We start from the raw sequence: 23,953 nt of genomic DNA on the forward strand, positions 1-23,953 counted from the left end.
ACATTTTAATCATCCTCACAAACACACAAGTATAGAATTTATATATTCTATAAAAGGGAGGTTATTATGGGACGCGGATTATTACTTTGGTTATTAGGTGTACCTATTCCTATCATCATTTTACTCGCTATATTTTGGCATTAAACAACTAATTGATTACCTATTCATAAGGAGTTTGTTATGAAAACAACATCCAATACACATACAGAATTTGTCGGCACCGGCAAAGGCATCTGTGGCGCATCTACTTCGGTCGCATGGTCGGCCGTTTTCGCAGGAGCGTTTACCGCTGCTGCAGTTTCACTTACGCTTCTCTTTCTAGGCTCTGCTTTAGGATTAGCTGCTGTGTCCCCTTGGGCACATGTAGGTATATCGGCAACAACATTTACGGTTAGCACGATCCTATGGCTTATCATCATGCAATGTATTTCTTCCGGCTTAGGTGGCTACCTGACTGGTCGTTTGCGTTGCAAAGTGGTCAATCTTCATACAGATGAAGTCTATTTTCGTGATACCGCTCATGGCTTTCTATCATGGTCGTTAGCTACTGTTATTTCTGCTGGCTTTCTGGGGTCTGCAATTTCTTCCGTCATTGGGGGCGGCGCAACCGCTGTAACCGCTATCTCTGCAGGTACTGCAGCAGGGGCCGGTTATGCACAAACGCAAAAATCAACCAATGGCAATTTTAATATGATAAATGAGTCAACCAATTATATTATCGATAGTTTATTTCGCACCGATCATGTGAACCCCTTAGATTCTGATTCACGTATTGAAGCGATTCGAATCCTTATCGTTGGTATGAAAAATGGAACTATCTCCATTGAGGACAAAGATTATCTAACACAAATCGTCGAATCCCACACCAAACTTAACGAGGCTGACGCGTCTAAAAGAGTCGATGATGTAATTGCCCAACTTAATTCAGCAAAACTACAAGCAAAACAAGAGGCTGATGCAGCACGTAAAACCGCTATGCACACGGCTCTATACGTCTTTTTGTCAACGTTATCCGCTGCATTTATTGCGAGTTCTGCTGCTGCCTTGGGTGGAAAACATCGGGATCAATTTTAGTCGAATTGCCGACAAGTCAAATCATTTGAATAAGGAGTCACTATGTTAGATTTTTTTACAGAAGACCATAAAAATGCAATCAGCATTCTCAAAGACGATCACAAAAAAGTAAAGCGCCTATTCGATAAATTCGATGATACAGATAACAAATTAGAAAAAAGGAAGATAATCGCGCAGGCTATTAAGGAATTAAAAATCCATGCAGCCATCGAAGAAGAAATCTTTTATCCAACTGTCCGTAATGCCATTGACAAAAAAATCATGACTGAAGCGGATGAAGAACATCACGTTGCCAAAATACTTATTGCTGAACTGGAAGATATGAAAAGCAATGAAACTCACTTTGAGGCTAAATTCATCGTACTGGCAGAAAATGTAAGACACCATATTAAAGAAGAAGAAAGGGATATGCTTCCCAAAGCAAGCCACTTAAACATTAATATGAAAGCGTTAGGCTTACAAATGCTAGCCCGCAAACAGGAATTAACCCAAACAGGTGTTGACCGTTTTTCAGAGGAAACATTTATCTCTTCGAATAAAGGCAACATAGACTCCCCTGCGCAGGCAGCAAAAAAGAATAAACCCTCCGCAGTAACCAAGGCTAAAAATCAACTGAGCCTACTATCAAGCCTGGAAAACCTGCTAAAACAGCCAAATCAACTCAAACTAAAATGATGCGCACCGTAAAACACAAGACACATGCCCTGGTATAACTGGAGCAGAATTCCCCTTCTCCATAGACTCTCAATAAAGGAGCGCTTTATGTCTAGTCCTATCAATCAAGATCTCAAGTTTCAAAACAATAATCAGCCTGAAAAACAAATAGCTGAGCACACTTCCTTAAACAACCCTTATCTCACTGAAAACCAACGTCGTGCATGCATCATCGCCGATAACACAAGAGTCAGGACATCGTACTTGATTGTTTCACTGGATCAGGATCGCCCCTCATTGCAGCAGCGAAAACAGGACGCTCTGCACAACTCATGGAACTTGATCCAAAATACTGTGATGTGATCGTTCGCCGATGGCCGGAATTCACGGGCAGAGAGTCAATTCATGAAGAAGAAAAACCGACATTCGCTAACTTACATACAAAAATGCGCCAATCTCCCATTTAACTTTCGGTTGAAAATAATCCCTTGTTTCCAACTTTATACCATGGTATACAATTTCCCCTCTGGGAAATAGCTATTAATTCGCATTCGTTGCGTATGAGAAAATTGGGACAAGAATTGCTAATAATATTACATCATTCTCTTGTACCGCTGCTGTCTGCGCTATTGGTTCTGCAGCCGATGTTAGCACCCATCGTCTAGTCTCTATCAAGGCAAAAGTGGCGGTGGCGGTTTTATGGGTGGCTCGTCTATCCGTGCAGAAAGGGCTTGACCAATAAGCCTTCCGTTTTAACGGCAGGCCACAGCATCAACGCGACAGCGGGCGATAGCATGTTTATTCAAAGCAGTAACCTGACAGCTTCCGATGCCATTAACCTCAGCGCCCATACATTGTTATTTGGTGCGGCCAAAGATGTGGATTACTTAAGCATCCAGTCCACCAAAGATAACGGCATTATGACCACCATGGTGAATCAAGGCCATCATATTGAGACGGTTAAGCAAACCAAACTGCAAGCCAATGCGGTGAACCTCAATGCCACGTCGTTTGCGGTCCAATATGAAGGCCAGGAGGGAGAAAATCTCAGCCAACCATTGACCGTCTCAAACAACAACACGGCTTGGAATGGCTGGGACAACTCCAACAACAAACGAACGTAGGCTGGGAAAAGGTCGATCCTGTGTATCAGGAATGGTACCACAAAACCACCGGCTTTCAGCACCTGCTGCGGCTGTCAATGCCATTGCTGCAGCCGCAGCAACAGGTGGCTGGGCGCTCCCATAGTCGGTGCAGCAGAAGGATCGGTATCAGCCTTTATGGCCAATGCTGCGTTCAGGCCATTGGTCACACAAGCAAGCATTGCGTTGGTCAACAATCAAGGCAATATCCTGTGCACTGGAAGACATGGGATCGTCAGCTAATTTAAAACACCTGGCAATCAGTGTGGTGGGAGTGCTGGTGTCAGTGCGGGTATTGACAACGCATTCAATTTTAATATTGCAGCAGGAACCTCAAGCGTTGCCCAAAAGGCTGGTTATAATCTACCAACGCTGTAGTCAGTAATACGGTTGGCAACATAGTGAATGGGGATGGTTTGTTTAACGGTCTCGATCATTCGATTCTGGTCGCTTGGCAAACACAGCGGGACAAGAGGCAACGGAATATGTAGGTGGGTTGTATCACCAAGATATGATAGACCCATTGACACATATAGTAGCGCATGGGATTATTGGTTGTGGAACCGGGCATTATCCGGTAATTGTGGAGCGGGCGCATTTGGAGCAGTTGTGAGTGAGGGTACAGGAGAATTGGCCTTTGGTGCCGGCATGAGTCAAACAGGTAGTGCAATGTTAGGACAATCTTTAGCGGTAGGAGCTGCATTTGGCCTGGGCATGGGGGCCGGAGCTATTCAAACGGTCAACACGACGGCTGCGCAGGCGATTAATTATAATTATTTGTTACCGGATGAGAAGGTGATTTAATCAATAAATTAAAAGCTTGTGGCGATAATGATGCGTGCAAAGATAAGGTTCAGGAGAGTTAATAAAAATTAGTGATGCAAGGGATGTGGAGTATGATAAGCAATATAAGATTTGTCAAGAAACTGGGAATTGTACAGAATTTTTGAAGATCCACTATGATTTACGTTTGGCGCTCACCCAGAAGGGAAATGAATATTTCCTAACACATAAAGGTGAGTTTGAACCACTGGATGAGTATGAATCTGTGTTCCATAATTTTGTTGTGGATCCAGTAACAGTAAAGGCATCGATGGCCAATTAGGAAATAATGTAAAATATATTGATCCAATACATGGATATGAAGTTGTTCTTGATACCAAAGGACACATAATCACCGATCCACTTAATGAAGGAACATATAATTTTTATAATCCAGGACTTCCTTGGTTTGGAGGAAATTCTTTGATTGAAAATCCATTATCTCATAATCATTTCGATGTGACTCCATATTACCAATTTGGAAATGCTGTTAATGACCCTACAACTCAAAATCAAAGAAATGATCAAAAATGGATGTCACCATTAGTAATTATGGGTATAAAATGAAAAATATAGGTAGATTATTTATACAGTTGAGCTTATTTGTGTTTTCAACTCTTTTTGGATCATATTTCTTGTTCCGTATATCCGAATATATTGCAAGGAAATTCTTTAATTCATTTGATATCATAAATGCATTTTTCATTTATTTTTCCATCATAACATTGCTGTCGTTTTATATATTAACTGTTTATAAAAGAATGAAGATAAAAATTTTATTTTGTTATATTGGCTTCCTAATACTAGGGTGTGGATATGTTTATTTATTTATGATTCAATAAAATGGCTCATGCCAGACAAGATATACCTTAATTCTTAAAAATTCATTATGATTTAAGGAAAAAAACAAATGAAGAAGGGGGTGAATATTTTCTACCATAAAAATGAATTCAAATTATTAAGTGCGTCTGAAAGTGTATTTCATAATTTTCTTATTACTCCCTTAGGCCAGGTAATGGAAGGAGAATTAGATAGTAATATGAAGTATATCCACCCAATCTTAGGATATGAAGTGGTAATTGATACTCAGGAAATATAGTGAATGACCCTATAAATGAAGGAAGCTATAATTTTATAACCCAGGTCTGTTTGGAAATTTCTTGTTAACCAGCAGTGTAAATCATTTTAATTATGATATGTTACCTTATTTTAATTTTGTAATAATCGTGATGATACAACAACAACGGGGCAGAGGATGAGACAGAACATACAAATTATCCAGCCTATATCAGGTAGCATATGAGAACAGTATATATATTATTATTTTGCATAGTTCTAGCATTTTTTCTTGATTCCAATTCCTATTCTTATGTTTACTATGATTATGTCCGTCGTTATTAAATGGCCAGCGTTTGGCATTGGATCCATAATGACAATATATTATTTGCTTGTATCAATATCTCTGTTTTTTGTTTAATATTTTCTCATAAAATAAAAAATAAATATATTGTTTTTTTCTATATGTGACAAATATTTATCTCTTAATTGGAGGGTTTCTATCGTTCTTGATTTTTACTTCTCAGTAGTCTTCTAAATATTTTTAGATCCGGTGCAATGCATATTTAGCGTAGACGGTTATACTAAGTGGATTGAGCCGGATCTAGGCTATGAGGTGGTCTTAGATGCAAGCCATAATATTGTGACAAACAATTTAAATGAATTGCTATTTCTGGCTTTGTGGCCATGTAAAGTCGAACCTTTATCCTTTTGTTTGTTTCTTCATTATCAGTTTTTCCTGTTGCGCTGTTATATACAGCTATTGATGAAACTGACACAGTTATTTAAACACTGCCGGCTGTGGTTTGCTTTTGTAACAGAAAATCATAGAGGCGAAAAAGGAACGGATTAATCACAATCGAAAGCATCGCTCCAGCAATAATAAGATTATATAAACTCTGGGTCAGCAACCCATTGGTTAGAGCAAGTCCACCTAGTATGAATGAAAATTCTCCTATCTGAGCCAAACCGATCGCTACCGTAAAACCGACTGTATAAGGTTGCTTGAACAAACGGGCGATAAGGAGCGCAAAGAAACCTTTTCCAATAATGATAATCATAAGCGTTACCAATACTGCGACTTGCTGATTCATAAGTGTAACTGGTTCAAACAGCATGCCTACAGAAACAAAGAATAATACCGAAAACGCATCACGCATGGGCAATGAATTTTTCGCTGATTTACGGCCAATTTCACTCTCACCTAATACCATACCAGCCAAAAATGCCCCAAGGGCCAGCGAAGCGCCAAACACAAGATAAGCAATAGAAGAAAATCCAAGAGCAATGGCCAATGTACCAAGCGTACTAAGTTCAGATGAATGTATTTTAGCAATCGCACACAATAACCATGGCAAGAACCGGCGTCCAACGATCAGCATAAAAGCAAAAAACGCCCCAATTTTAAGCATCACCACCAGTATCGTAGAAAAAATAATGGGAAGACTAAGTGATTGCTCGCTGTGCATCATATGGGCAATCACTGGAAGCATCACCAACGCAACTACCATGATAATATCTTCGACAACCAACCATCCAATTGCGATTTTCCCACCATCGCTTTTGAGCATTTTTCGTTGCTCCAACGTGCGTAGCAGCACTATCGTACTGGCAACAGAAAGCGAAAAACCAAAAACAACGCCTTGAGCAATACTATACCCCATCAAGCTAACCGCCCATGTGCCCATAAGTGTCGCAGATAGCATTTGCACCATAGCTCCAGGCAAAGCAATTTTTCGAACATTTAATAGATCACGAAACGAAAAATGCAGGCCCACACCGAACATGAGCAATATAATCCCTATCTCTGCCAGTTGCTGAGCCAGTGATACATTCGCAACAAAGCCCGGAGTATGTGGACCAATGGCCACGCCTGCTAACAAATACCCAAATATAGCAGGTAACCGAAGCTTCTTCGCCACCATGCCAAAAATAAAGGCAGTGACAATACTGGCAATGATGGTGTTAATAAGCGCGTGTTCCATATTTTTAATATAGGGGTATATGGCAAATACACAAGGATCGATGGTGATATTATAGGTCTATTGCATCAATGTGCTACTGAGACATTTGTACGAAAACAATTTAGTGAGTAGCTCGCTTCAACAGTCCGTCTTCAACCTTTGGGAGCAAGACAGGGTTCACCCCCAACGAACTTACCAGGGGCTTCTGGCTGCGCCAGGCGAAGCTCGTAACAGCGAAGCCTGGTGCCCTCGGGCGGACTTGAACCGCCACGGCGTTTAAAAGCCCACAGATTTTAAGTCTGTTATGTCTACCATTCCATCACGAGGGCGTAACAAGAATAGGCGGCTAATTTAACGCTATCTTGGCTATTTCGCAAGTCAAAATTGAGACCTTGCACTAAGGTTTTAAAGAAGCCATACTAGAAGCACCTGGTTTAAGGATATTTTTATGCTCTCTGCCTCCCTTACCCATAAGCTCAAATTTAACGAACAAGGCCTGATTCCAGTAGTGGTTCAGGATGCAACGACCCTGCAGGTATTGATGCATGCCTGGATGAATGCGGATACCCTGGCAGAAACACTGCGTAGCAAACGTATGTGTTACTGGTCGCGCTCACGCCAGGCTTTTTGGCGAAAGGGGGATACCTCCGGCCATTCTCAGACCTTGGTCTTACTGTCTGTTGATTGCGATGGGGATACGCTGCTGGCTTTAGTGAACCAAACGGGACCCGCCTGTCATACGGGAGCAATTTCCTGTTTCTTTGAGGAAATTACCCTGTGATGGCCAGGATGTTTGCACTCATAACCTTTTTTGTTAGCCTGTGCATGAGTTATTTCTCAAGTATTGCTTATGCTGGCTTCCAGAACCTGCCCTCCCTGGTTATTATGGCAGAGCCAAGCCTAACCGAAACGATCACTGAAATAGGACGGCGTTATTCCAAAGACCATAGAGTCTCTGTCACTTGTTCCTTTGACAATTCGACTAATCAAATTGATGAAATCAACCTGGGTGAAGCCGTTAATGTCTTCCTAACATCTGATTCTACTTATGTTCAGCAATTAAAAACCCAGGGTGTGATCGATGCCTATACGGTTGTCAACCTGGCTTCCAATAAGCTTGTGCTCGCCATTCCTAAAAACCACGCGCTCAGGCTCCAGCTTAAAGCAAAGAAATCATTTGAAGAGGTGCTGCAGAGCCTTATTGACACACACACTTCCTTTGTAATGACTGATTCCAACAAGACGGATCAAGGCCATAAAATTAGACAATCCATTGAACATTATGCGCTATGGGATACCCTGTCACCCCTGGCAATTACCTCCTTGAACTCCCGTCAAACGGTTCAGCTCATGCTTAAAGAAAACAGGCCTGGTTTTGTCTATCTTACCGATGTCGTCAACTATCATGATCTTGAAATCCTTAAACCCATTCAAGATAACGCCTACGACCCCATTATTTACCAGGCTGTAGTCGTAGCCGGCGATCAAATGGAGATAGGCCGCCAATTTATCGCCACCATTTCAGACCCTAAATACCAACAAATTTTCGCCTATTATGGCTTTGGCCCCCATCCTTAACGTGACCTATCCCAAAAGATGTGGTAAAATAGGTAGGTACAGAGGAATAAACATTGCTTGCAGATATTCTTTATTTTACATTATTAATTCTGCTAATACTGGGCATTATAATTGCCCTTATTTTGATATTTTACCGTCTAAGAACTTATATTCGGAAAAGACCGAAAAAACTAGAACGAGTAGAAAAAAAGCCCTTACCTAAACCGCCAAGTCCTCTAAGACCGCCGATTGAGCGCCTTCAAGACAAAGAGCTAGAACAGCAAAGAAAAGAACAGCTTGATGAAGAGAAAGTCGTAGGCATCCGCGTGCTGGGATTCTGGACTGAGTTAGTCGTACAAGAAAAATCGAAATTTATCCAGGCACTCTTGAATCTCGAAAGTTTAGGGATGAAGGCTTCATCGTGGGTTACCAGGGTTAAAGCACAAGCTAATACCGAAGTCATAGAAAAAGATGACCCTTATTATTTTCGTAAATTAGCTAAGTCTCGTTCTTCCGGCAAAGGTGGGCGAAAATTTTAAGATCAGGCCTTTCTAACTATTTTTTATTTCAATTTGCCATTCTCTGTCATTACGTTTTGACAATCTTTTTTACTGATACTATCCTAGTATAAGAATACCACTGGGCGTTAAGGTTAGGATCACCATGAAGAAATTTACGATACCCTGTAATTTTGGAGGCACTAAATCGCCATTTACTGTCTATATTGGCGAGCCCGAGCAGCGTCACCATCCATTGCATTTTCAGTCGGACTGGTTGAGTAAGGAGCGAGGGGGCAGCATTCCTGGAGATGTCATGGATGCTATTGCCAAACTCAAAGAACTTGCTGATAAAAATGGCGTATCCTTTGAAGATTTATGTGTCTACGCACTCCAGGTAGCGAGTGAAGAGGATGCTAACCTCAATGCGACCAAGCCACAGGAAAATTTTGACGCATTGAATGCAACAACAGAAAATAGCGAGGAGAATAGTGGTGGTTAGAGTTCTTATTGCAGAATCATTAGATATCGAAACCCTTGAGTCTATTGAGGAAACGGAACCAGATCTCTTTATCCATTTTAACGAATTTAAAGAATCCGTTTATACGCGGAATCAGATACATCTTCATTATTGGCCAGATATTACCCCTCAACAAATCGAACAATCTATTTCCGACTATCATGCATTGATCGTGCGACCTAAGATTGTCTCGACCAAAGCGATCCAAGCCGCGCAGCAATTGAAACTTATCATCAGAGGCGGTGCTGGTGTTAATTCTATCGATGTCCATTCCGCGTCACAACATGGTATTTGTGTGGAAAACACACCTGGCCAAAATAGTATTTCAACAGCTGAATATACCTTTGCCTTAATGATGAAACTAGCCGCACGCCGTAACATCGATAAAGCAGCGCAACAAGTGAATGCTAGAAAACCGCAGCCAGTTGATCTTTTTTATGGAAATGAACTAGCCGGACAACATCTCGGATTAGTAGGCTTTGGCAATGTTGCCCAGGCTGTTGCTAAACGGGCTCTGGCATTTGATATGCCGGTAAAGGTCTATAGTCGCAGTCTTACCCCCAATAGGGCACAATCATTTGGAGTAGAATGCGCAGAAAGCCTGGAAGAATTGCTTTATTCAGACTTACATATCCTCAGTTTGCATATTCCGCTGTCTGAAGATACCCACTATTTAATGAATAAAGAAAGTTTTGGCTGGCTATCACACCACGAAAACACCATTTTAATCAATACTGCCCGCCCACAATTAATTGATCCGCAGGCCTTAGCCGATGCCCTGGAAAGCGATACCATTGAATCCTATGCTATTGACGGTGATTTTGAATTACTAACACCTTTTTTGAATATTGATTCGCCCAAACAACGTATCCTTACCCACCACATTGCCGATTGCACCCAAGAAGCACAGACCAAAATCACGGTGAATGCCATACACCAGCTATTAGCTTTCTTCCGTAACCATGAGGTGATCAATGTGGTTAATCCGGGTTTTAAACATAATATCCGGATATGACGAGCCGAAATGAATGAACGTTCACACAGACGTCGTTTCACACATCAATTATTTTTGTTCATTAAACCACAAACATAAGGTCGTACATCCCTCAACCAAACATCCGATTGAACATCACTGCCTTCTTGGAGAGTAGGTGTACCCATTTTACTATTCGTCCTTGTCCCCTTCCCGCATCTTTTTCAATTCGATCATTTTTTCATCCACCATATTATCGCGCAAACTCATCATTTCACGCATCAAGCTTTCTTTGTTCTTCTTAGGGACTCGCCTGAACAACTCGTCTATCTTCGCTTTTTTCTCAGGTTTTACGTGGTTGAGCACCTTCTGTTGAAACTGCTCTACAAGGCTGAGAGACTTTTGTTTGCTTACGACTTCTTGCATCACTATTCTGATAGCCATTGCATCACCGTACGCCGCCGTCAACCGTTGCAATTTTTCGTTCCTTTCCTCCGCAGGTAAATCAGCCAATGCACGTTTAAAATCATTGATCAATCCATCATCTAAACCCTGATTCCCAGACGCCATCTTTCGCAGGAAAGCCCTGGTAATGAGCAAATTCCTTATTTTATCTTTAATGCGCGTAGTAAGGATCAACGGCGTGTTTTCGCCACACAAAGCCTTGGTCATTGTCTCTGCAAGAATTTCTTCTTTGCTTGAAAGCATCTCATAAAATGAAACACCAAAATACTGGTTAATTTCTGGCAGGTCACTGATATGTTTGGTGTCTTGAAATAATTTATCAAGCATTTTGGCCCGGCTAACCAATTTTATCATCATATCTGCTCGCGTAGTGGCTGCGGCAACCCAACTGTCCCTACCACGCACACGTGCCAACGAGGCCGCCTTGTAGTGCCTGAGCGAACCTTTTTCTATGAATTTCTTTGTATCGGCATAGACGGTTGAAACCAAGCGGCAAAATCCATCGTAGGAGCCCCTCCCACCGGTTACTTGCGGCGAATGGACAGCACCAGTCTTAGCATCCTCAGTAGGGAACAAACCATCCGATATTCCATTCTCCTGCATAAATTGGTCATTATCCTGTTTATCCGTCATAGATCTTTCCCCCTTTTGATCTTTGTTACCGATGTACTCTTAAATGGTTTATTCGACCATAAGATTTTTATCACTTTCAAATATGGTTTTGCCGTTACGCGTTAATTTGACTGATCCAACATATTTTCCAAATAACCAAGGCTCGGCTTTTCTGTATTTACCGATAAAATGAAAAAACTGTGCCTTAGGCGAATCAAATGTATGGGTATCTTCAATAATCACTGCTTTTTTCGGATTTCGAATTTCCATATGAAGCACATCTCCTTTTTGTGCCCCAAACAGATCGGTTGCAAACACCAGCAAGGTGGTGTCTGTATTCATTTTGTTGATGGATTGATAGACACCATTACGTGCTTCGTAGGCTTTAGGTACCTCACTGAAGTACCATGCATTTAAAAGCCCTGTTGGAATATAGGTTAATTTTTGCAGAGTTGCCTTATCCCACAATGGATATCGTGCCTTATCACAACCGGCAAAGGGAACATAATCACCAACGAACGGATCGACATCATTTTCCTTATGTCTAAGCGAAAAATGGAGGTGTGGATATTCGGTATCACCTGATAAACCCACATATCCAATAATATCACCTTTTTCTACTTTAGTGTCTTTTTGAACGTTAATGCTACCTTTTTTCATATGGCAATATTGGGTTTCGTACCCATCCTTGTGGGTAATAAGCACGGCATTACCACAATACATTCCATTCAGGCTGTTCACGTCAATACTGGTAACGGTGACATCCTCCATGCCATCTCGCATGGCTTTAACAACGCCAGCTTCGGCCGCAACCACAGGGACATTTTTTTGAAGATCGGTGAAATCCCTTAATCTGAAATCTGTTCCATTATGCCCCTCACTGGATAATGTTCCACACATATAGTCCATATACATATTTTTGCTGGGATTTAAATCCACATATTTTTGGATAAAGCACTCCTTGCCATATTCACATTGTATTGGCATTCCAAATTGTGGCGCTCCGTACGCAGCCGCCGCCATAACAAGTGAAGCTAAGCCTGATAAAATAGACACATAATGCTGTTTCATAATCAATCTCCATTATATCATTATAACCCAAATTTATCTCGAATGGTACCATTGACGCGGTCAGAATATTGATTTGCAAGGGCCGCAACATCCTTATTCTTATGATCATTCCCAAATTGCTCTTCATGTGCTTGCTGGAATAATCCCACGGCTTCATCCATGACTGCATTAGAGACAGTATCAACAACATGGACTAACCTATCTGCAACATCATGAATCGTATCTTCAATGGTATCCAAAATTTTCTGTTCAACCTTTTCTCCTATGTCTTCAATCATGTTTTCAATTTCCTTGCCTGCTGATGAAGTCAGGCTTTCAACATCGCCCAGCAATGATTCAACAATGTTTTCGACCAATGATTCAACGACACTCCTTACGACTGATTCGACAACTTCCTCAACCGTCTGCTCAACGATATCAGCAATCACATTGACTAATTCTTCTACGACATCTCCAACGATATCCACGATCAAGTCAACGATTAGATCGATGATGAGATCAACGATAGCCATAATGACTTCGATAGCAACATCAATAACAATGGTAGCAATCACATCAGCTATGGCAATCACAATATCGGCAACAATATCTGCGACAACGGCAGCAACTTCACCCACCACTGGGAAAATGACACAAACAGCCGTTATCACCAAATCAACAATAGGTGCCACCACTAGACCGACAACGATTCCCACTGGAACCATAACCACGGCAACGGCAACTCCAACAGCAACCATGACGACTTCACTGGCTAATTTCATTACCTTCATCACCCCTTTGGCAACGGTCTGTACGGTTGTCATGACGATCGGCATTCCCGTTTTTACTGCAGCAAAAGCAAGTTGTTTACCAATATTGGTCATCGTACTACCGGTCAATTCACCGGCAAGATTAAGCATTACGTCAAAAAAGCTATAAAACAGGAAGGACACAAATAACAATTCAACCATTCCTACTATCAGACGAATCTGAATATCAAAATCCATCAGCAGATTTATACCTGTCATATAGGCCAGAACACCACCCAACATAGAAATAGGATTGTCGGATAATTCATCTTTGAATTCATGCATAATACAGACAATAGCATGAGGATCGCAGGCACTTGCATCGACATTGCCTTGAGCATCAAACGTATTATTATAGGTTTCCAAATCTCCATACATGAAATGGTCCATGGAAACCATAAACATGCCAATATACACAAAGACAATCATAGGAAACAATGTATGGCCCAATAATTCCTTATACCAAGACTCAAAAATGCTTTTGGTATAACCAAACATGACCATCGGCACAAAAATTGGAGCAAAAAAGAGTAGGATAGTGCTGGCAATCGACGCTAGAATAAAGGTATGGAGTGCCTGCAATGCAACCAACCCGATAAAGGCCACACATATCACCATAATGCACAGCGCAAATAGTCCAATAGGCCCCATAATGACCATGGCAAAGGCAAGGAGCAGTAAAAACCCAAAATCAATTTCACCGTCGGTAAACGACCCAAATCCAACATAGGTCATTAATTTACAATCAAGTTCCGACCATAACGCATATCGGAGTATTTTTTCCAGCTTTTCCGAGTGAGGTAAATGAGCCTGATCTAACATCCCAGTTAGCCCACACATCTTGCCCGCCCCCTGTGATGAAGCATCAACCATTGCTTCCGTTAAACTTCGTGCAGATCCCACCAGATAATCATAAAAATAAGCACAGCCTCCCCCAATAGCAAACCAGGCGACCATGGATAATTTCAGGCATAAAATAAGCAGGTCAGAACCAGTCCCTTCCTCTCCGAGCTGTAATAATCCAGCTTTAATGGCAAATAGAATGACGTAAAGCACCATGGCCGCCAACACCATTTTTTTCATATTTTCTTGAAACGTTTCAAATAAAGTATGAGAATGTGATGGCCTACCCGTGCAATCGGTAAACTCAGACTTAAAAATATTCCTTACAGTCTCTTCCACACACTCTACAATCGGACCAGATATCTGCCACCCTCTCTCCAGATACGATGCAAGTAACGTTCCATCTTCCACAACACCTGCTGTAATAAGCTCTTTACTTCCAGCCAGACCACTGCGAAATCCATCCGTACAACTTTTGGGTATCCAATCTGGAAAACAAACACAATTATCGAGTTTTTCCGTTTCAATAAAGTTATTGAGCGCCTTTAAACACATAGCGCCGTGATATTCATATTTCCCAGCGGAAATGCAGGCATCTTTAAAGGTAGGATTAGGTATAACCCCACCAATATAGGAAAGCGCGCAGATTTGATCCGCATTAAGGGTGGCACACATGGTTGAGCCTTTTAAAACTACGCAATCGCCTAGTTTCATCAACATACATTCTTCAGATATGTCATCCCTGGCACAAACATTGATGGTAGATTCGTCCTTGGAACGTCCTTTCCCTACATTAAATGTTTCTTCCACACAATACGTGAGTAATAATGGAAATCCCATAGCCAGTTTAATATAGTGCTTGCTTCCGTCTCCTGGCATCGAGAGGATAATCCCCTCTCCATTATTTTGAAACCACCATAAATGTTCATAAGCTATATAGGTTTCATCAAAAGAATAATCCATTTGATCGGATAAAATAGTGTAGATATCAATCGGAGAAGGGCAAACAAAATCATCTCCAGGAAGCATATGGAATTTGACCTCTCCACTGATCATGCGGACAGGAGAACTAAAAAAAGCATTCAAATTATTCGTTATCTGATTAGCAACGGGGGATAATAAACTGGCTATCCCGATATCAGTTTCACCTGCAACATCCTGGACTTCATCGACTATCGCTGCCTGGGCACTTTGAATGAATGCCAAGGCAAGCCATAAAACAGCGACCATACATCGCAAAACGGGAAGTCGCTGTTTGAGTATGCCCTTCATCCACATGGAGTTTAAATCCCACCACCCTTATAATCGTACGTTGGAACAATTATCCCCGGCAGACCTTAATATTTGGTTAGACACGCCTAGAAGTCCATTGGAAGAATAATGATAATCCAAAACCGACGTGTCATCGGGCGCTATTGATTTACCCCCGGTGTTGATTTGTTATCCCCCATACCCAAGGAAGGAGAACCAATGTCCGACTCTGCCGTATCAATATCATCGCTCAGTCCTGCACCTGTTTTCGTATCTTTATTTTCATCTGGATTTTCATTATCAGAATTACCTCCAACCGTTTTTTCAGCCAGGTCTGCTGTATCTTTAACGCCATCATCACTTTGCTCTTCTTGCTGCTGTTCACGTTTGACTTCCTGGTCACCGCCTTCTTGGCTTCCTGATTTATCATCTTCCGTAAATGAGTCCGCAGTCTCCTGCTTGAATGCCCCTGTCACACTCGCTATATCCCTTAATTGGGTTGACTGCGTATACCCTTCAATATCAGCAGCCGATTGAAGTTCTCCTATACCTTCTCCCACTCCCGAATCACGCATAACTTGATTACCAATCTTCCCTACCGGATTCTTGGATAACACTCCCATCGCTTTGCCAATTACCGCCTTAGCCGCATCCAAACCAATCTTGATTAGATCAATCGCCCCCTTGGCAAGCCCTGTTAAACTGGTATTTCCTGAAGCTTCTGCTGCCAATCCCACCACAATCCCTAAAAAGATATAAAACAAGACCCCCACGAGCGAAGCTTTCAGCATGGCAGCAAGCAGTTTATTATAAATGGCAACATTGGGACTATTGAATACCAGGGAAAAAATAAGAATAGCTCCAATGTAGCCTGTAATGAGGATAAAGCCTATAATATCGGTCATAAAGGGTGCCAATGCGCCAGATGTGGCAACGGTTCCATCTTGGATGGCTTGTGCATAATCCTCTGCCTGATTCATTACAATGACGGCCAAACAACCAAGCGCATGGTCATCGCACATGTATTTATCGTCATCATCCGGATCTGGATCGGCATTGATGGTTCCATCCGCATTAAACATGTTGGGATATTCAGTGATATCGCCATAAACAACTTGATCCATTGCATTCATAAACATGGATATGAATGCAAATAAAACAAGCGGCATCAAAATAAATGAAAAAACCTGTGACAACCATGCATCAAAATAACCTCTGGTGGCCTGAAACAACGACAAAGGAACAAATATAGGAGCAAAGAAAATAATAAATGTAGCTCCAATAACGGTTAAAATATAGATATGAACAAACCGAACAAAAATAGACAACAATACAACCGCAAATAAAATAAACATTAATAGCAATAAAATACCCACCACAACATACATAGCAATCACGAGGATTACTGACAAAATAATAAACATGAAGGAACTGTCTTGAAAAATCGATTCAAACAGATTGCCGCCAAAATAATTAAACACTTTGCAATCCAATTCTACCCATATCGCATAGTCACGAATGGTACTATCTGTAATAAAACTATATTGCCCACCTGGTTTCAACGCATCGGTAAATGCACACATCTGGCTATTAAATCTTCCTCCTGAACTGAGGATCATACCTGCCAGTTTTTGGCCTATTTCAATAAACGCGTCATAAAATGTTTCAACTCCGTTGCCAACGGCAAACCAGGTTACCAACGCAATTTTAACGACATAGAGCAACGCATCACCGGGGCTCTTTCCGCCTTTGATAAGCATATCCATAAAATAGAGAATAACGGAAAGCGTAAGCGCAGCAATCACCGCTTTCCGTAAAGCTTCTTTAATTTGATAAAACATCGTAAAGCCAGTTATCTGCCTGCCAACACACCCTTTTTGTTCTTTATAAAACAACGTTCTTACTGTGTCATGGACGCACTGCACGACAGGTCCTGAAAAGAAGAATTTTCCTGTCACATATTTTCCAAGTGGAGTGCGGTCATCTACCTTACCATCCCCTGTACCAACATAATCTTTCATCCCTGGTATGCCATTATACCAACTCCCATAACAGGCTGGCGAAACCCAGGTTGGAAAGCAGACACAATTATCCAGCTTCTGCCCCTTATCCAAATTGTCCTTTGCCTCTCGGCACATGGCCCCCGGCCATGCCGTCTTGCCTAAATCAATACATCCTTGTTTTCCAACCATAATAGGAAGCCCAAGCAAGCTTGCATCAATACACAGCTGATCACCCGTTTGTTTTACACAAAAATTGAGTGCCATAACCACAGCACAATCACCATTTTTAATGGTTTCGCATTCTTCATGCTCCCTGCGATAGCAAATGCGCATGGTTGAATCTTCAGCGGACCGTTTATTAGCAATGTTGGCTGTATCCTGAAGGCACCAAGAATAGGTTCCATCCCAATCAACCATTTTAATCTTAAATTCCGACCCATCCCCATGAGCCCAGATAGGATCAGGAAAAGCTCCAACGCCAGCACCATCATTATTCCAGGTAAAGAAACTTTTTTCACTCTGCGTGTACGTATCTTCATCCAATTGAACTTGCTGTTTTAAGACCTCTTCAACATCCCTGGCATACGGACAAACATAGGGTGCGTATGCGTTCATGTGCGTATCAACCGCATAGGCATTTCGCGAGTGGAAACCGACCATCCACCCCAAAATAACCAATCCAATCATGAAGAGGCGCAAATGCGCACTTTTCCCAGCAGTGATAATCATCGTTTGTCATACACCTTTGACGATACACACTGATTATTGTTTAGGTATATTAAATTTCTATGAAGCTTTTAGGGAATTAGGCGACTCCAGCCCCTGTCAATATGAGTGAAGCAACGCCCGCAATGCCTGCTCTAGATTGTTCTGGCGCATGAGCGATTCTCCTATTAGAAACCCGTAGACACCCCCAGTTTCAATATAGCGAATATCGTCTGCTGTATAAATACCACTCTCACAGATAATTGAACATTGACGAGGTACGTGTCTGGCGATACGGAGAGTGGTTTCAATATCAACCTCAAATGTTTTAAGGCTCCTGTTATTAATCCCTAAAAGGTCTGGTTCCAAACGTAAAGCCCGTTCACATTCAGCTTCATCATGAACCTCAACTAGGACATCCATCCCATACTCTTTGGCCGCTTGATAGCATTCATGTGCTTGGTTATCCTCCAATGCCGCCATAATCAGCAGAATGCAGTCAGCACTTAACGCGCGTGATTCCAAGACCTGGTAGGGGTCAAGAATGAAATCCTTACGGATAACGGGAAGCCCAGTTACCGCCTTAGCTTGACGCACATAGTCGTCTTTTCCCTGAAAATAGGGCTCGTCCGTTAAAACGGACAGGCAGGTTGCCCCCCCTTTTTCATAGGCGATAGCCAAATCCGAAATATTAAAATCTTCTCGAATCAACCCCTTGCTAGGCGAGGCCTTTTTTAATTCAGCGATAATGGCGGTTTGTTTAGCCGCTATTTTTGTTTTAAGTGCACCAGCAAAAGGGCGCACCGGCAGGCATAATACAATTTCTTCATGCAACCGCGCTTCCGGCAGCAATCTCTTTTGCCGAGCGATATGCTCGCGTTTGTCATGACAGATACGATCAAGAATATTCATCTAGAAACCTAAGGCAGTATCCAATACTAACCATTCAGCCATGAATCATTAATCCTGCGTTTTGAGCCACATGGATCTTGTGCATCTTTAGAACCGGTATCCGCAGACACATGGGCTCTTTAATTCCTGAACCGGCTCACGGGCACAGCCTGCGATTGCCACCAATCCAAAAACCAGCATACAACTTATTAATATTGGGCGCATAGACTCCTCCACTTAAACTCTTTCAATCATAAGCATGTCTTCGGGTAAATACAAGCAGAACAAGAAAAATTTGCACTGAGGCAATCTTATCTATTGGCTTGGGGGGTTTAGGAGCCCCCTCACCCTTTCGACGAATTCCCTCCACCGGGAATAGAACGGACTTTTCCTTTGTTTTTAGCCCCAGCCCCTCCCTTAGCATTTTTGTTTTTATTATTATTATTGCTAGATCCAGAATTTTTGCTGCCGCTGTTTTGCGAGTCTTGGTCACGTTCGCTACTTGCAAACGGGTTAGCCCCACTGCCCGCTGAATCGCCAGCACCTTTCATAAAGTCTCCCGCCGCTTTACCTAGATCCTGAGCACTAACTTGTGCGGTAATGCTTTTGGTGACTTCCACAATTTGATTACCAAATTTAAAGATCAGATAGGCAACGAACACAAACACCAGCACCTCGAAAATGCCTATATATTCTCCTCCCATCATATCTTTAATTTGCTGACAATCTTTAGGATCCGTTGGATCAAAATAGGGATATTCTTTACCAACCTGTTTGAGCACCGATTCAGAAGAATGATCGCAATCGAATGAGCCATATTTATTAATGCGATCAGCAGCCCCCTTATCGAATAAAAAATATTTAAAATTATAGATGGGCAAAAACAAACCCAGGCTTGGAATCGAAATGCCGGTTAAGGCATTGACGATATCAGACAGGGAAATCTGTAAATCCCACCAGGATTGCCAACAGACCCGATAGCCCATGGTCCGGTGCATATAAAAGAACACAATAGCGGTCATCATCCCCATCAATGCAAATAATAATACTGGCTGTAAGGCATAGGTTATAAGCGTCCTTAGGTAGCTGTTAAATACCTGCTGCGTTATTTTAAATAATGAAAAACAGATAAAAACAGGAAAAACCATAATCAATAAACTTAATGCAAAATAGGCAAGGCAATACGCAATAATTGATTTAACAATCGCAAGAACCCAAATAAGTATGGCAACGACCAAACCAAACACAAAAACAATGCCCCATGTGCTGCTGAATAGAACAGCAAGCACTTTGTGCAGCGTTTCCTGCGATAGCATGTAATGGAATATCTGATCGAAAAAATCTGCCGGATATAATGGATCATAATTGAGATTGGTTATATATTTTGAACCGACTACAAATCCAGCTCCTGCCGTCATAAATTCGGCAATCAACGTTAAGCTTCCGTTGGTGAAAAAACTAAAGAAATACCGATTAAAGAAATCCCAACTTGAGTCCGAGATTAAAATAGCGATAAGAGCACATTTCCACAGCCGCGAAATTAATTCGGTAATAGGTTCTTTTGACATACCCAGCATAAATACCACACTGGAAGTGATGACATACAGAACCAGTAATGCAATAAGCGATTTTTTCCATGTGGAATCATGAACCAGATCATTATAAACACTAACCGTGCTGGCATCAGCTATACCTTTAATAAAGTTAAACATCGTTAACGCTGGGCCAATATCAGGATCAATAGCACCATCTTTCATACGCACAATATAATAACCGGCATTGTCATTATAATAACTATCCATAATTTTAAAATACAGCCTGCCGCGCGGAGGGCTTGCCAATTCATAAAACTCTTTTCCCCGATACCCCACATGCTGAACCGTAAACGGAGGTGAAGGTGGGTCTTCCGCAGTGTCCAGCTTTTTAAGATCGGGCATCCCTCTCACTAGTTTCGTACGATTTTCATCCTGAACAGGGGCAATCAGTAAATAAAGCCCACACCCATATTTAAACCAACACGGTGCATCTTTTGCCTTTAATTTATTGGGGCATGTTTTTTCGCAATCGCACTCTTTATCTTTATTATCTCCCATAAATTCTGATCTTCCCTCAAACCAGGAAGTCCAGCTGTCGGAGCCTTCAACCGTTTCAGTTGTAATAATAAGAGACCGGCTTCCGGTAGAAATATAACCAGAATATTTCCAGGAAGCCACCATATCGTCACGATCTTTCTCGCGATCCGGAGCATCCCTATAATTGATAACATCAAGCTCTTCCCGATCAGCAAATACCTTAAATTTAGGATAGCCAAAATCATCGGCTTCAATACATTTCATCTGCGGATCAGAACAACCTGTCAGCCAGAGCAACATCACTATAAAAAAGGACGAGATAGAATGTTTCATTTCTCAATCATAACCTTATTAACCTTGTAGTCGCTCTATATATCCAAATCTTCAGCATCACCACCGCCATGTGGAATGTCACCACGAGAAGCACCAGGAGGCCCTTTTTTCCAGGCATCCGATGCAGCTCTCATTTTACCTGATAGATTTTGTAATCGCTGTGCCCCATTAGGTCTGGAACTCTGATTATTGCTGCTATTTTTGCTACTTGAGGCGTTATTATTGCCACGGGGCTTACCTGAATTCGTTTTACTTGAAGAATTATCAGACTGTCCTTCCCCTGGTTTTTTATTGCCACCTCCAGCGTTTTTGGACACAGGGGAATTGGTACCTGTTGATCTTGAAGATCCAGTATTACCCCCTCCACTATCTCTCAGCGAACCTGGACCGCCACCACCGCCTCCGCCTTTATCAGAGCCACCACCGCCTCCGCCTCCGCCTTTATCAGAGCCGCCACCACCACTGCTTTGGCTTTTTCCGCCCCCTGTTGCTGCACCCCACATTTTTCCGCCTGCGCTACCTGCTCCTTTCATCATCGAGTTGGCGGCACTCATCAAGGACGTACTACCCATGGTTTGCGATAAAGCCTGTGCTGTCTGGACAGCAAAATTACCAAATTCTTTCATTCCATAGGCAAAGATGATGAAAACAATCGCGTCAAACAAAATAGCTGGCAGGGCATTTACTAAATAAGAAAGCCCATCAGGTGATAAACTTAATTGCGTTTGAATGTCATATTCATTATTAAACCCTTCTGGCATCCAAAAGCTGAATAAGCACACAATCAATTTTGGTAAGCCAATAACGTCAGTAGGCAATTCGATACTGAACGTACATTTCCAGCAAATTCCAAACCCGAGGATTTTCGTTAAAATAGCATAAATCCAGTAATTGAATAAAATCAAAGCGCCAATCACAAGCATGGGCTGCAGCGTAAAATTGACTAATTGCTTAATCCAGCCATCAAATAAATTTTTTGTATCCTGAAACAACACCATTGGAATAAAAATCGGCGCAACGACAAACAATAATCCAAGGCCAATAAACGACATTAAATATAAAATGACAGCTCGAATAAGCGCCATTAGATAAAAAATGACACCCACAATAATGAAAATCAAATAGACCCAACCTACAGGGCCAGCAAATAATAATCCCAAAAATTTAAGCCAGGTTGTTTCTCTAAATAACATATCCAGCAGCGGCGTTGCGAAGGAGAAGTCCTTACTGGTAGCAAAATTTTCGTCATCATAGAGGGCAAAGAGTGAATCGACCACATACATCATCCCTCCCACAAAAAAATTGAACAAATACGTATTAAAGAAATCCCAGCTATTAGGACTCAACAAACTAGCCACAATCGATAGTTTAACCACCCTTACCACCAACTCTGCCTGCGATGTCTGCACGATTCCAAACATAAAGCCAATACATGAAAAGATAACATATAAAACCAATAAGGCGACAATCGCTTTAACAACTGGTTTTGATGGACCGCCCACAATGGTATTGAACATTGTCTTCGTAATATCCATGATCAACGTACGAACCGGCTCAACAATGTCATGAATCAGGTTAACCATCCAATTGGTATTGTCTGTATCCCTGGAATTAGTCCCCACATAAACGGTATAGGCACCAATATTATTGGTATAATCCTTATCCGAAATATCAATAACACGTAACCATAAACGGCCATTAGATGGCGATCGCTGAAAGGATCCCTCTCCAGATTCAAAATGATTAGCAATCAGGAAAACTCCTGGGGATTCTTCAAAATCATAGGTAGTATCCGGTGGATTATTGCCAATATATCCATAGAGCGCTAGTCCCCCAGAATAAACGCAATTTGATTTTTTGACATAAACCGCATAGCCTCCACTGTTATTACTATAGGTTCCTGTCGTAATTCTAGTGTTGGGTGCCGCAACATTATCATCATGGTCAGCATGTTTAAACTGTATATACCCGTCTTCAGGAACCTTATAATCACTGGTGCCAAGCTGAATATTATAATCGAATAATTCGCTATAATTTAGGTCGGTATTATTCGATTCGGACGTGGCAACCTGAACAAGCAACCCTCGGTACTCAGAACTTTGGCACGTTGCATCCCACCTGGCATTGGTTCGCCCCGACGTGGCTGAACAATTTCTTTCACTGCCCCACATGGAATAAGATCCCGTAGCTACGATCTTAATCATATCATCCTTGACTACTGGAAAATTCTTGATGGTTGTCCATTTACTGGTAGAGCCGACCATTCCGGTTGGATAATATTTAGCATTACCGCATAAATCCACACTACCACTTGATTGAATCAACATCGATTTATCTTGTTCTAAGTCCATGCCAGAATCGACCCACCCCGGATCTGCCTTATTTGGGGCATCGCCACTATGATACAAAGGATTGACCGAATTCACTGTCTTGCTGGTATCTTCAATCGAGTTAAAATCCCAGTCATACTTGCACACGCCATCGTTAGGGGAATTGCACGCAGACAGTCCCACTAATAACAGTAACGTAGAAAGAAAATAAATACCCTTACGCATCATGCAGTTACACAGCTTTTCGGGTAAGTCTAAATCAAGGGCATTAAGGATGGGTTAACTTAGCCATTTTCATGCCGACACCACCTTATGGATAAAAGTAGCTGC

At 41.8% G+C, this 23,953-nt stretch carries 20 protein-coding genes and 1 tRNA gene; 12 read left to right on the forward strand and 9 right to left on the reverse strand.

Going from position 1 to position 23,953, the window contains the following annotated elements:
• Positions 1 to 180 precede the first annotated feature (180 nt).
• The 7 genes from IPP74_03200 (at position 181) to IPP74_03230 (ending at position 4,791) form a co-directional block, all read left to right on the forward strand.
• Positions 181 to 1,074, forward strand: a complete 894-nt coding sequence (locus IPP74_03200; GenBank protein MBL0318299.1) for a hypothetical protein — start codon at positions 181 to 183, stop codon at positions 1,072 to 1,074.
• A 42-nt stretch (positions 1,075 to 1,116) separates the two neighbouring features.
• Positions 1,117 to 1,749, forward strand: coding sequence for a hemerythrin domain-containing protein (locus IPP74_03205; GenBank protein ID MBL0318300.1), 633 nt, complete (start codon positions 1,117 to 1,119; stop codon positions 1,747 to 1,749).
• 236 nt (positions 1,750 to 1,985) lie between these two features.
• Positions 1,986 to 2,195 (forward strand): site-specific DNA-methyltransferase, encoded by a 210-nt coding sequence (locus IPP74_03210; GenBank protein MBL0318301.1) that lies wholly within the window; start codon positions 1,986 to 1,988, stop codon positions 2,193 to 2,195.
• A 264-nt stretch (positions 2,196 to 2,459) separates the two neighbouring features.
• Positions 2,460 to 2,852, forward strand: a complete 393-nt coding sequence (locus IPP74_03215) for a hypothetical protein (GenBank protein MBL0318302.1) — start codon at positions 2,460 to 2,462, stop codon at positions 2,850 to 2,852.
• Positions 2,853 to 3,479: 627 nt separating this feature from the next.
• On the forward strand, positions 3,480 to 3,674 hold the full coding sequence (locus tag IPP74_03220) for a hypothetical protein (protein ID MBL0318303.1): 195 nt from the start codon (positions 3,480 to 3,482) through the stop codon (positions 3,672 to 3,674).
• Between the two features lie 441 nt (positions 3,675 to 4,115).
• The gene (locus IPP74_03225; protein MBL0318304.1) at positions 4,116 to 4,259 is read left to right on the forward strand and encodes a hypothetical protein; all 144 of its coding nucleotides are present in this window, start codon (positions 4,116 to 4,118) and stop codon (positions 4,257 to 4,259) included.
• Positions 4,260 to 4,602: 343 nt separating this feature from the next.
• Positions 4,603 to 4,791, forward strand: coding sequence for a hypothetical protein (locus IPP74_03230; GenBank protein ID MBL0318305.1), 189 nt, complete (start codon positions 4,603 to 4,605; stop codon positions 4,789 to 4,791).
• 742 nt (positions 4,792 to 5,533) lie between these two features.
• Here the strand turns inward: IPP74_03230 and IPP74_03235 are convergent.
• Both IPP74_03235 and IPP74_03240 read right to left on the reverse strand, forming a co-directional pair.
• Positions 5,534 to 6,733: a cation:proton antiporter gene (locus tag IPP74_03235; protein ID MBL0318306.1), complete on the reverse strand. Its 1,200-nt coding sequence runs from the start codon at positions 6,731 to 6,733 to the stop codon at positions 5,534 to 5,536.
• Positions 6,734 to 6,953: 220 nt separating this feature from the next.
• A tRNA-Leu gene (locus tag IPP74_03240) sits at positions 6,954 to 7,041 on the reverse strand.
• A 119-nt stretch (positions 7,042 to 7,160) separates the two neighbouring features.
• On the opposite strand from IPP74_03240, the gene hisI reads away from it, so the two are divergent.
• The 5 genes from hisI to IPP74_03265 all read left to right on the forward strand — a co-directional run bounded on the left by hisI (position 7,161) and on the right by IPP74_03265 (position 10,301).
• On the forward strand, positions 7,161 to 7,493 hold the full coding sequence (gene hisI, locus IPP74_03245; protein MBL0318307.1) for a phosphoribosyl-AMP cyclohydrolase: 333 nt from the start codon (positions 7,161 to 7,163) through the stop codon (positions 7,491 to 7,493).
• Positions 7,493 to 8,290: a molybdate ABC transporter substrate-binding protein gene (gene modA, locus IPP74_03250; GenBank protein ID MBL0318308.1), complete on the forward strand. Its 798-nt coding sequence runs from the start codon at positions 7,493 to 7,495 to the stop codon at positions 8,288 to 8,290. Before hisI ends, modA begins: the two co-directional genes overlap by 1 nt.
• A gap of 53 nt (positions 8,291 to 8,343) precedes the next feature.
• Entirely contained in the window at positions 8,344 to 8,808 is a 465-nt protein-coding gene (locus IPP74_03255) for a hypothetical protein (protein ID MBL0318309.1), read from the forward strand.
• A gap of 124 nt (positions 8,809 to 8,932) precedes the next feature.
• A complete protein-coding gene (locus IPP74_03260) occupies positions 8,933 to 9,268 on the forward strand; it encodes a DUF2610 domain-containing protein (protein MBL0318310.1) in 336 nt (111 codons plus the stop codon).
• A complete protein-coding gene (locus tag IPP74_03265; GenBank protein MBL0318311.1) occupies positions 9,261 to 10,301 on the forward strand; it encodes a hypothetical protein in 1,041 nt (346 codons plus the stop codon). Before IPP74_03260 ends, IPP74_03265 begins: the two co-directional genes overlap by 8 nt.
• A gap of 150 nt (positions 10,302 to 10,451) precedes the next feature.
• Here the strand turns inward: IPP74_03265 and IPP74_03270 are convergent, their stop codons facing one another.
• From IPP74_03270 to IPP74_03300, 7 genes are all read right to left on the reverse strand, one after another.
• A complete protein-coding gene (locus IPP74_03270; protein MBL0318312.1) occupies positions 10,452 to 11,357 on the reverse strand; it encodes a hypothetical protein in 906 nt (301 codons plus the stop codon).
• A gap of 48 nt (positions 11,358 to 11,405) precedes the next feature.
• Positions 11,406 to 12,407, reverse strand: a complete 1,002-nt coding sequence (locus tag IPP74_03275) for a M23 family metallopeptidase (protein ID MBL0318313.1) — start codon at positions 12,405 to 12,407, stop codon at positions 11,406 to 11,408.
• 20 nt (positions 12,408 to 12,427) lie between these two features.
• Positions 12,428 to 15,316: a type IV secretion system protein gene (locus IPP74_03280; GenBank protein ID MBL0318314.1), complete on the reverse strand. Its 2,889-nt coding sequence runs from the start codon at positions 15,314 to 15,316 to the stop codon at positions 12,428 to 12,430.
• A gap of 134 nt (positions 15,317 to 15,450) precedes the next feature.
• Positions 15,451 to 18,021: a type IV secretion system protein gene (locus tag IPP74_03285; GenBank protein MBL0318315.1), complete on the reverse strand. Its 2,571-nt coding sequence runs from the start codon at positions 18,019 to 18,021 to the stop codon at positions 15,451 to 15,453.
• Positions 18,022 to 18,117: 96 nt separating this feature from the next.
• The gene (trpC, locus tag IPP74_03290; protein ID MBL0318316.1) at positions 18,118 to 18,909 is read right to left on the reverse strand and encodes an indole-3-glycerol phosphate synthase TrpC; all 792 of its coding nucleotides are present in this window, start codon (positions 18,907 to 18,909) and stop codon (positions 18,118 to 18,120) included.
• 323 nt (positions 18,910 to 19,232) lie between these two features.
• A complete protein-coding gene (locus IPP74_03295) occupies positions 19,233 to 21,293 on the reverse strand; it encodes a type IV secretion system protein (protein ID MBL0318317.1) in 2,061 nt (686 codons plus the stop codon).
• 35 nt (positions 21,294 to 21,328) lie between these two features.
• Positions 21,329 to 23,851 (reverse strand): type IV secretion system protein, encoded by a 2,523-nt coding sequence (locus IPP74_03300; protein ID MBL0318318.1) that lies wholly within the window; start codon positions 23,849 to 23,851, stop codon positions 21,329 to 21,331.
• Positions 23,852 to 23,953 lie beyond the last annotated feature (102 nt).

It is taken from the genome of Alphaproteobacteria bacterium, from assembly GCA_016722515.1.
In the GTDB taxonomy this organism is placed as follows: domain Bacteria; phylum Pseudomonadota; class Alphaproteobacteria; order Rickettsiales; family JADKJE01; genus JADKJE01.

What these genes read in the sequence shown, in the direction of transcription:
- IPP74_03200 (MBL0318299.1), top strand. Translation starts at nt 181, where the DNA reads ATGAAAACAACATCCAATACACATACAGAATTTGTCGGCACCGGCAAA.
- IPP74_03205 (MBL0318300.1), top strand. Translation starts at nt 1,117, where the DNA reads ATGTTAGATTTTTTTACAGAAGACCATAAAAATGCAATCAGCATTCTC.
- IPP74_03230 (MBL0318305.1), top strand. Translation starts at nt 4,603, where the DNA reads ATGAAGAAGGGGGTGAATATTTTCTACCATAAAAATGAATTCAAATTA.
- IPP74_03235 (MBL0318306.1), bottom strand. Translation starts at nt 6,733, where the DNA reads ATGGAACACGCGCTTATTAACACCATCATTGCCAGTATTGTCACTGCC.
- hisI (MBL0318307.1), top strand. Translation starts at nt 7,161, where the DNA reads ATGCTCTCTGCCTCCCTTACCCATAAGCTCAAATTTAACGAACAAGGC.
- modA (MBL0318308.1), top strand. Translation starts at nt 7,493, where the DNA reads ATGGCCAGGATGTTTGCACTCATAACCTTTTTTGTTAGCCTGTGCATG.
- IPP74_03260 (MBL0318310.1), top strand. Translation starts at nt 8,933, where the DNA reads ATGAAGAAATTTACGATACCCTGTAATTTTGGAGGCACTAAATCGCCA.
- IPP74_03270 (MBL0318312.1), bottom strand. Translation starts at nt 11,357, where the DNA reads ATGACGGATAAACAGGATAATGACCAATTTATGCAGGAGAATGGAATA.
- IPP74_03275 (MBL0318313.1), bottom strand. Translation starts at nt 12,407, where the DNA reads ATGAAACAGCATTATGTGTCTATTTTATCAGGCTTAGCTTCACTTGTT.
- IPP74_03280 (MBL0318314.1), bottom strand. Translation starts at nt 15,316, where the DNA reads ATGTGGATGAAGGGCATACTCAAACAGCGACTTCCCGTTTTGCGATGT.
- IPP74_03285 (MBL0318315.1), bottom strand. Translation starts at nt 18,021, where the DNA reads ATGATTATCACTGCTGGGAAAAGTGCGCATTTGCGCCTCTTCATGATT.
- trpC (MBL0318316.1), bottom strand. Translation starts at nt 18,909, where the DNA reads ATGAATATTCTTGATCGTATCTGTCATGACAAACGCGAGCATATCGCT.
- IPP74_03295 (MBL0318317.1), bottom strand. Translation starts at nt 21,293, where the DNA reads ATGAAACATTCTATCTCGTCCTTTTTTATAGTGATGTTGCTCTGGCTG.
- IPP74_03300 (MBL0318318.1), bottom strand. Translation starts at nt 23,851, where the DNA reads ATGATGCGTAAGGGTATTTATTTTCTTTCTACGTTACTGTTATTAGTG.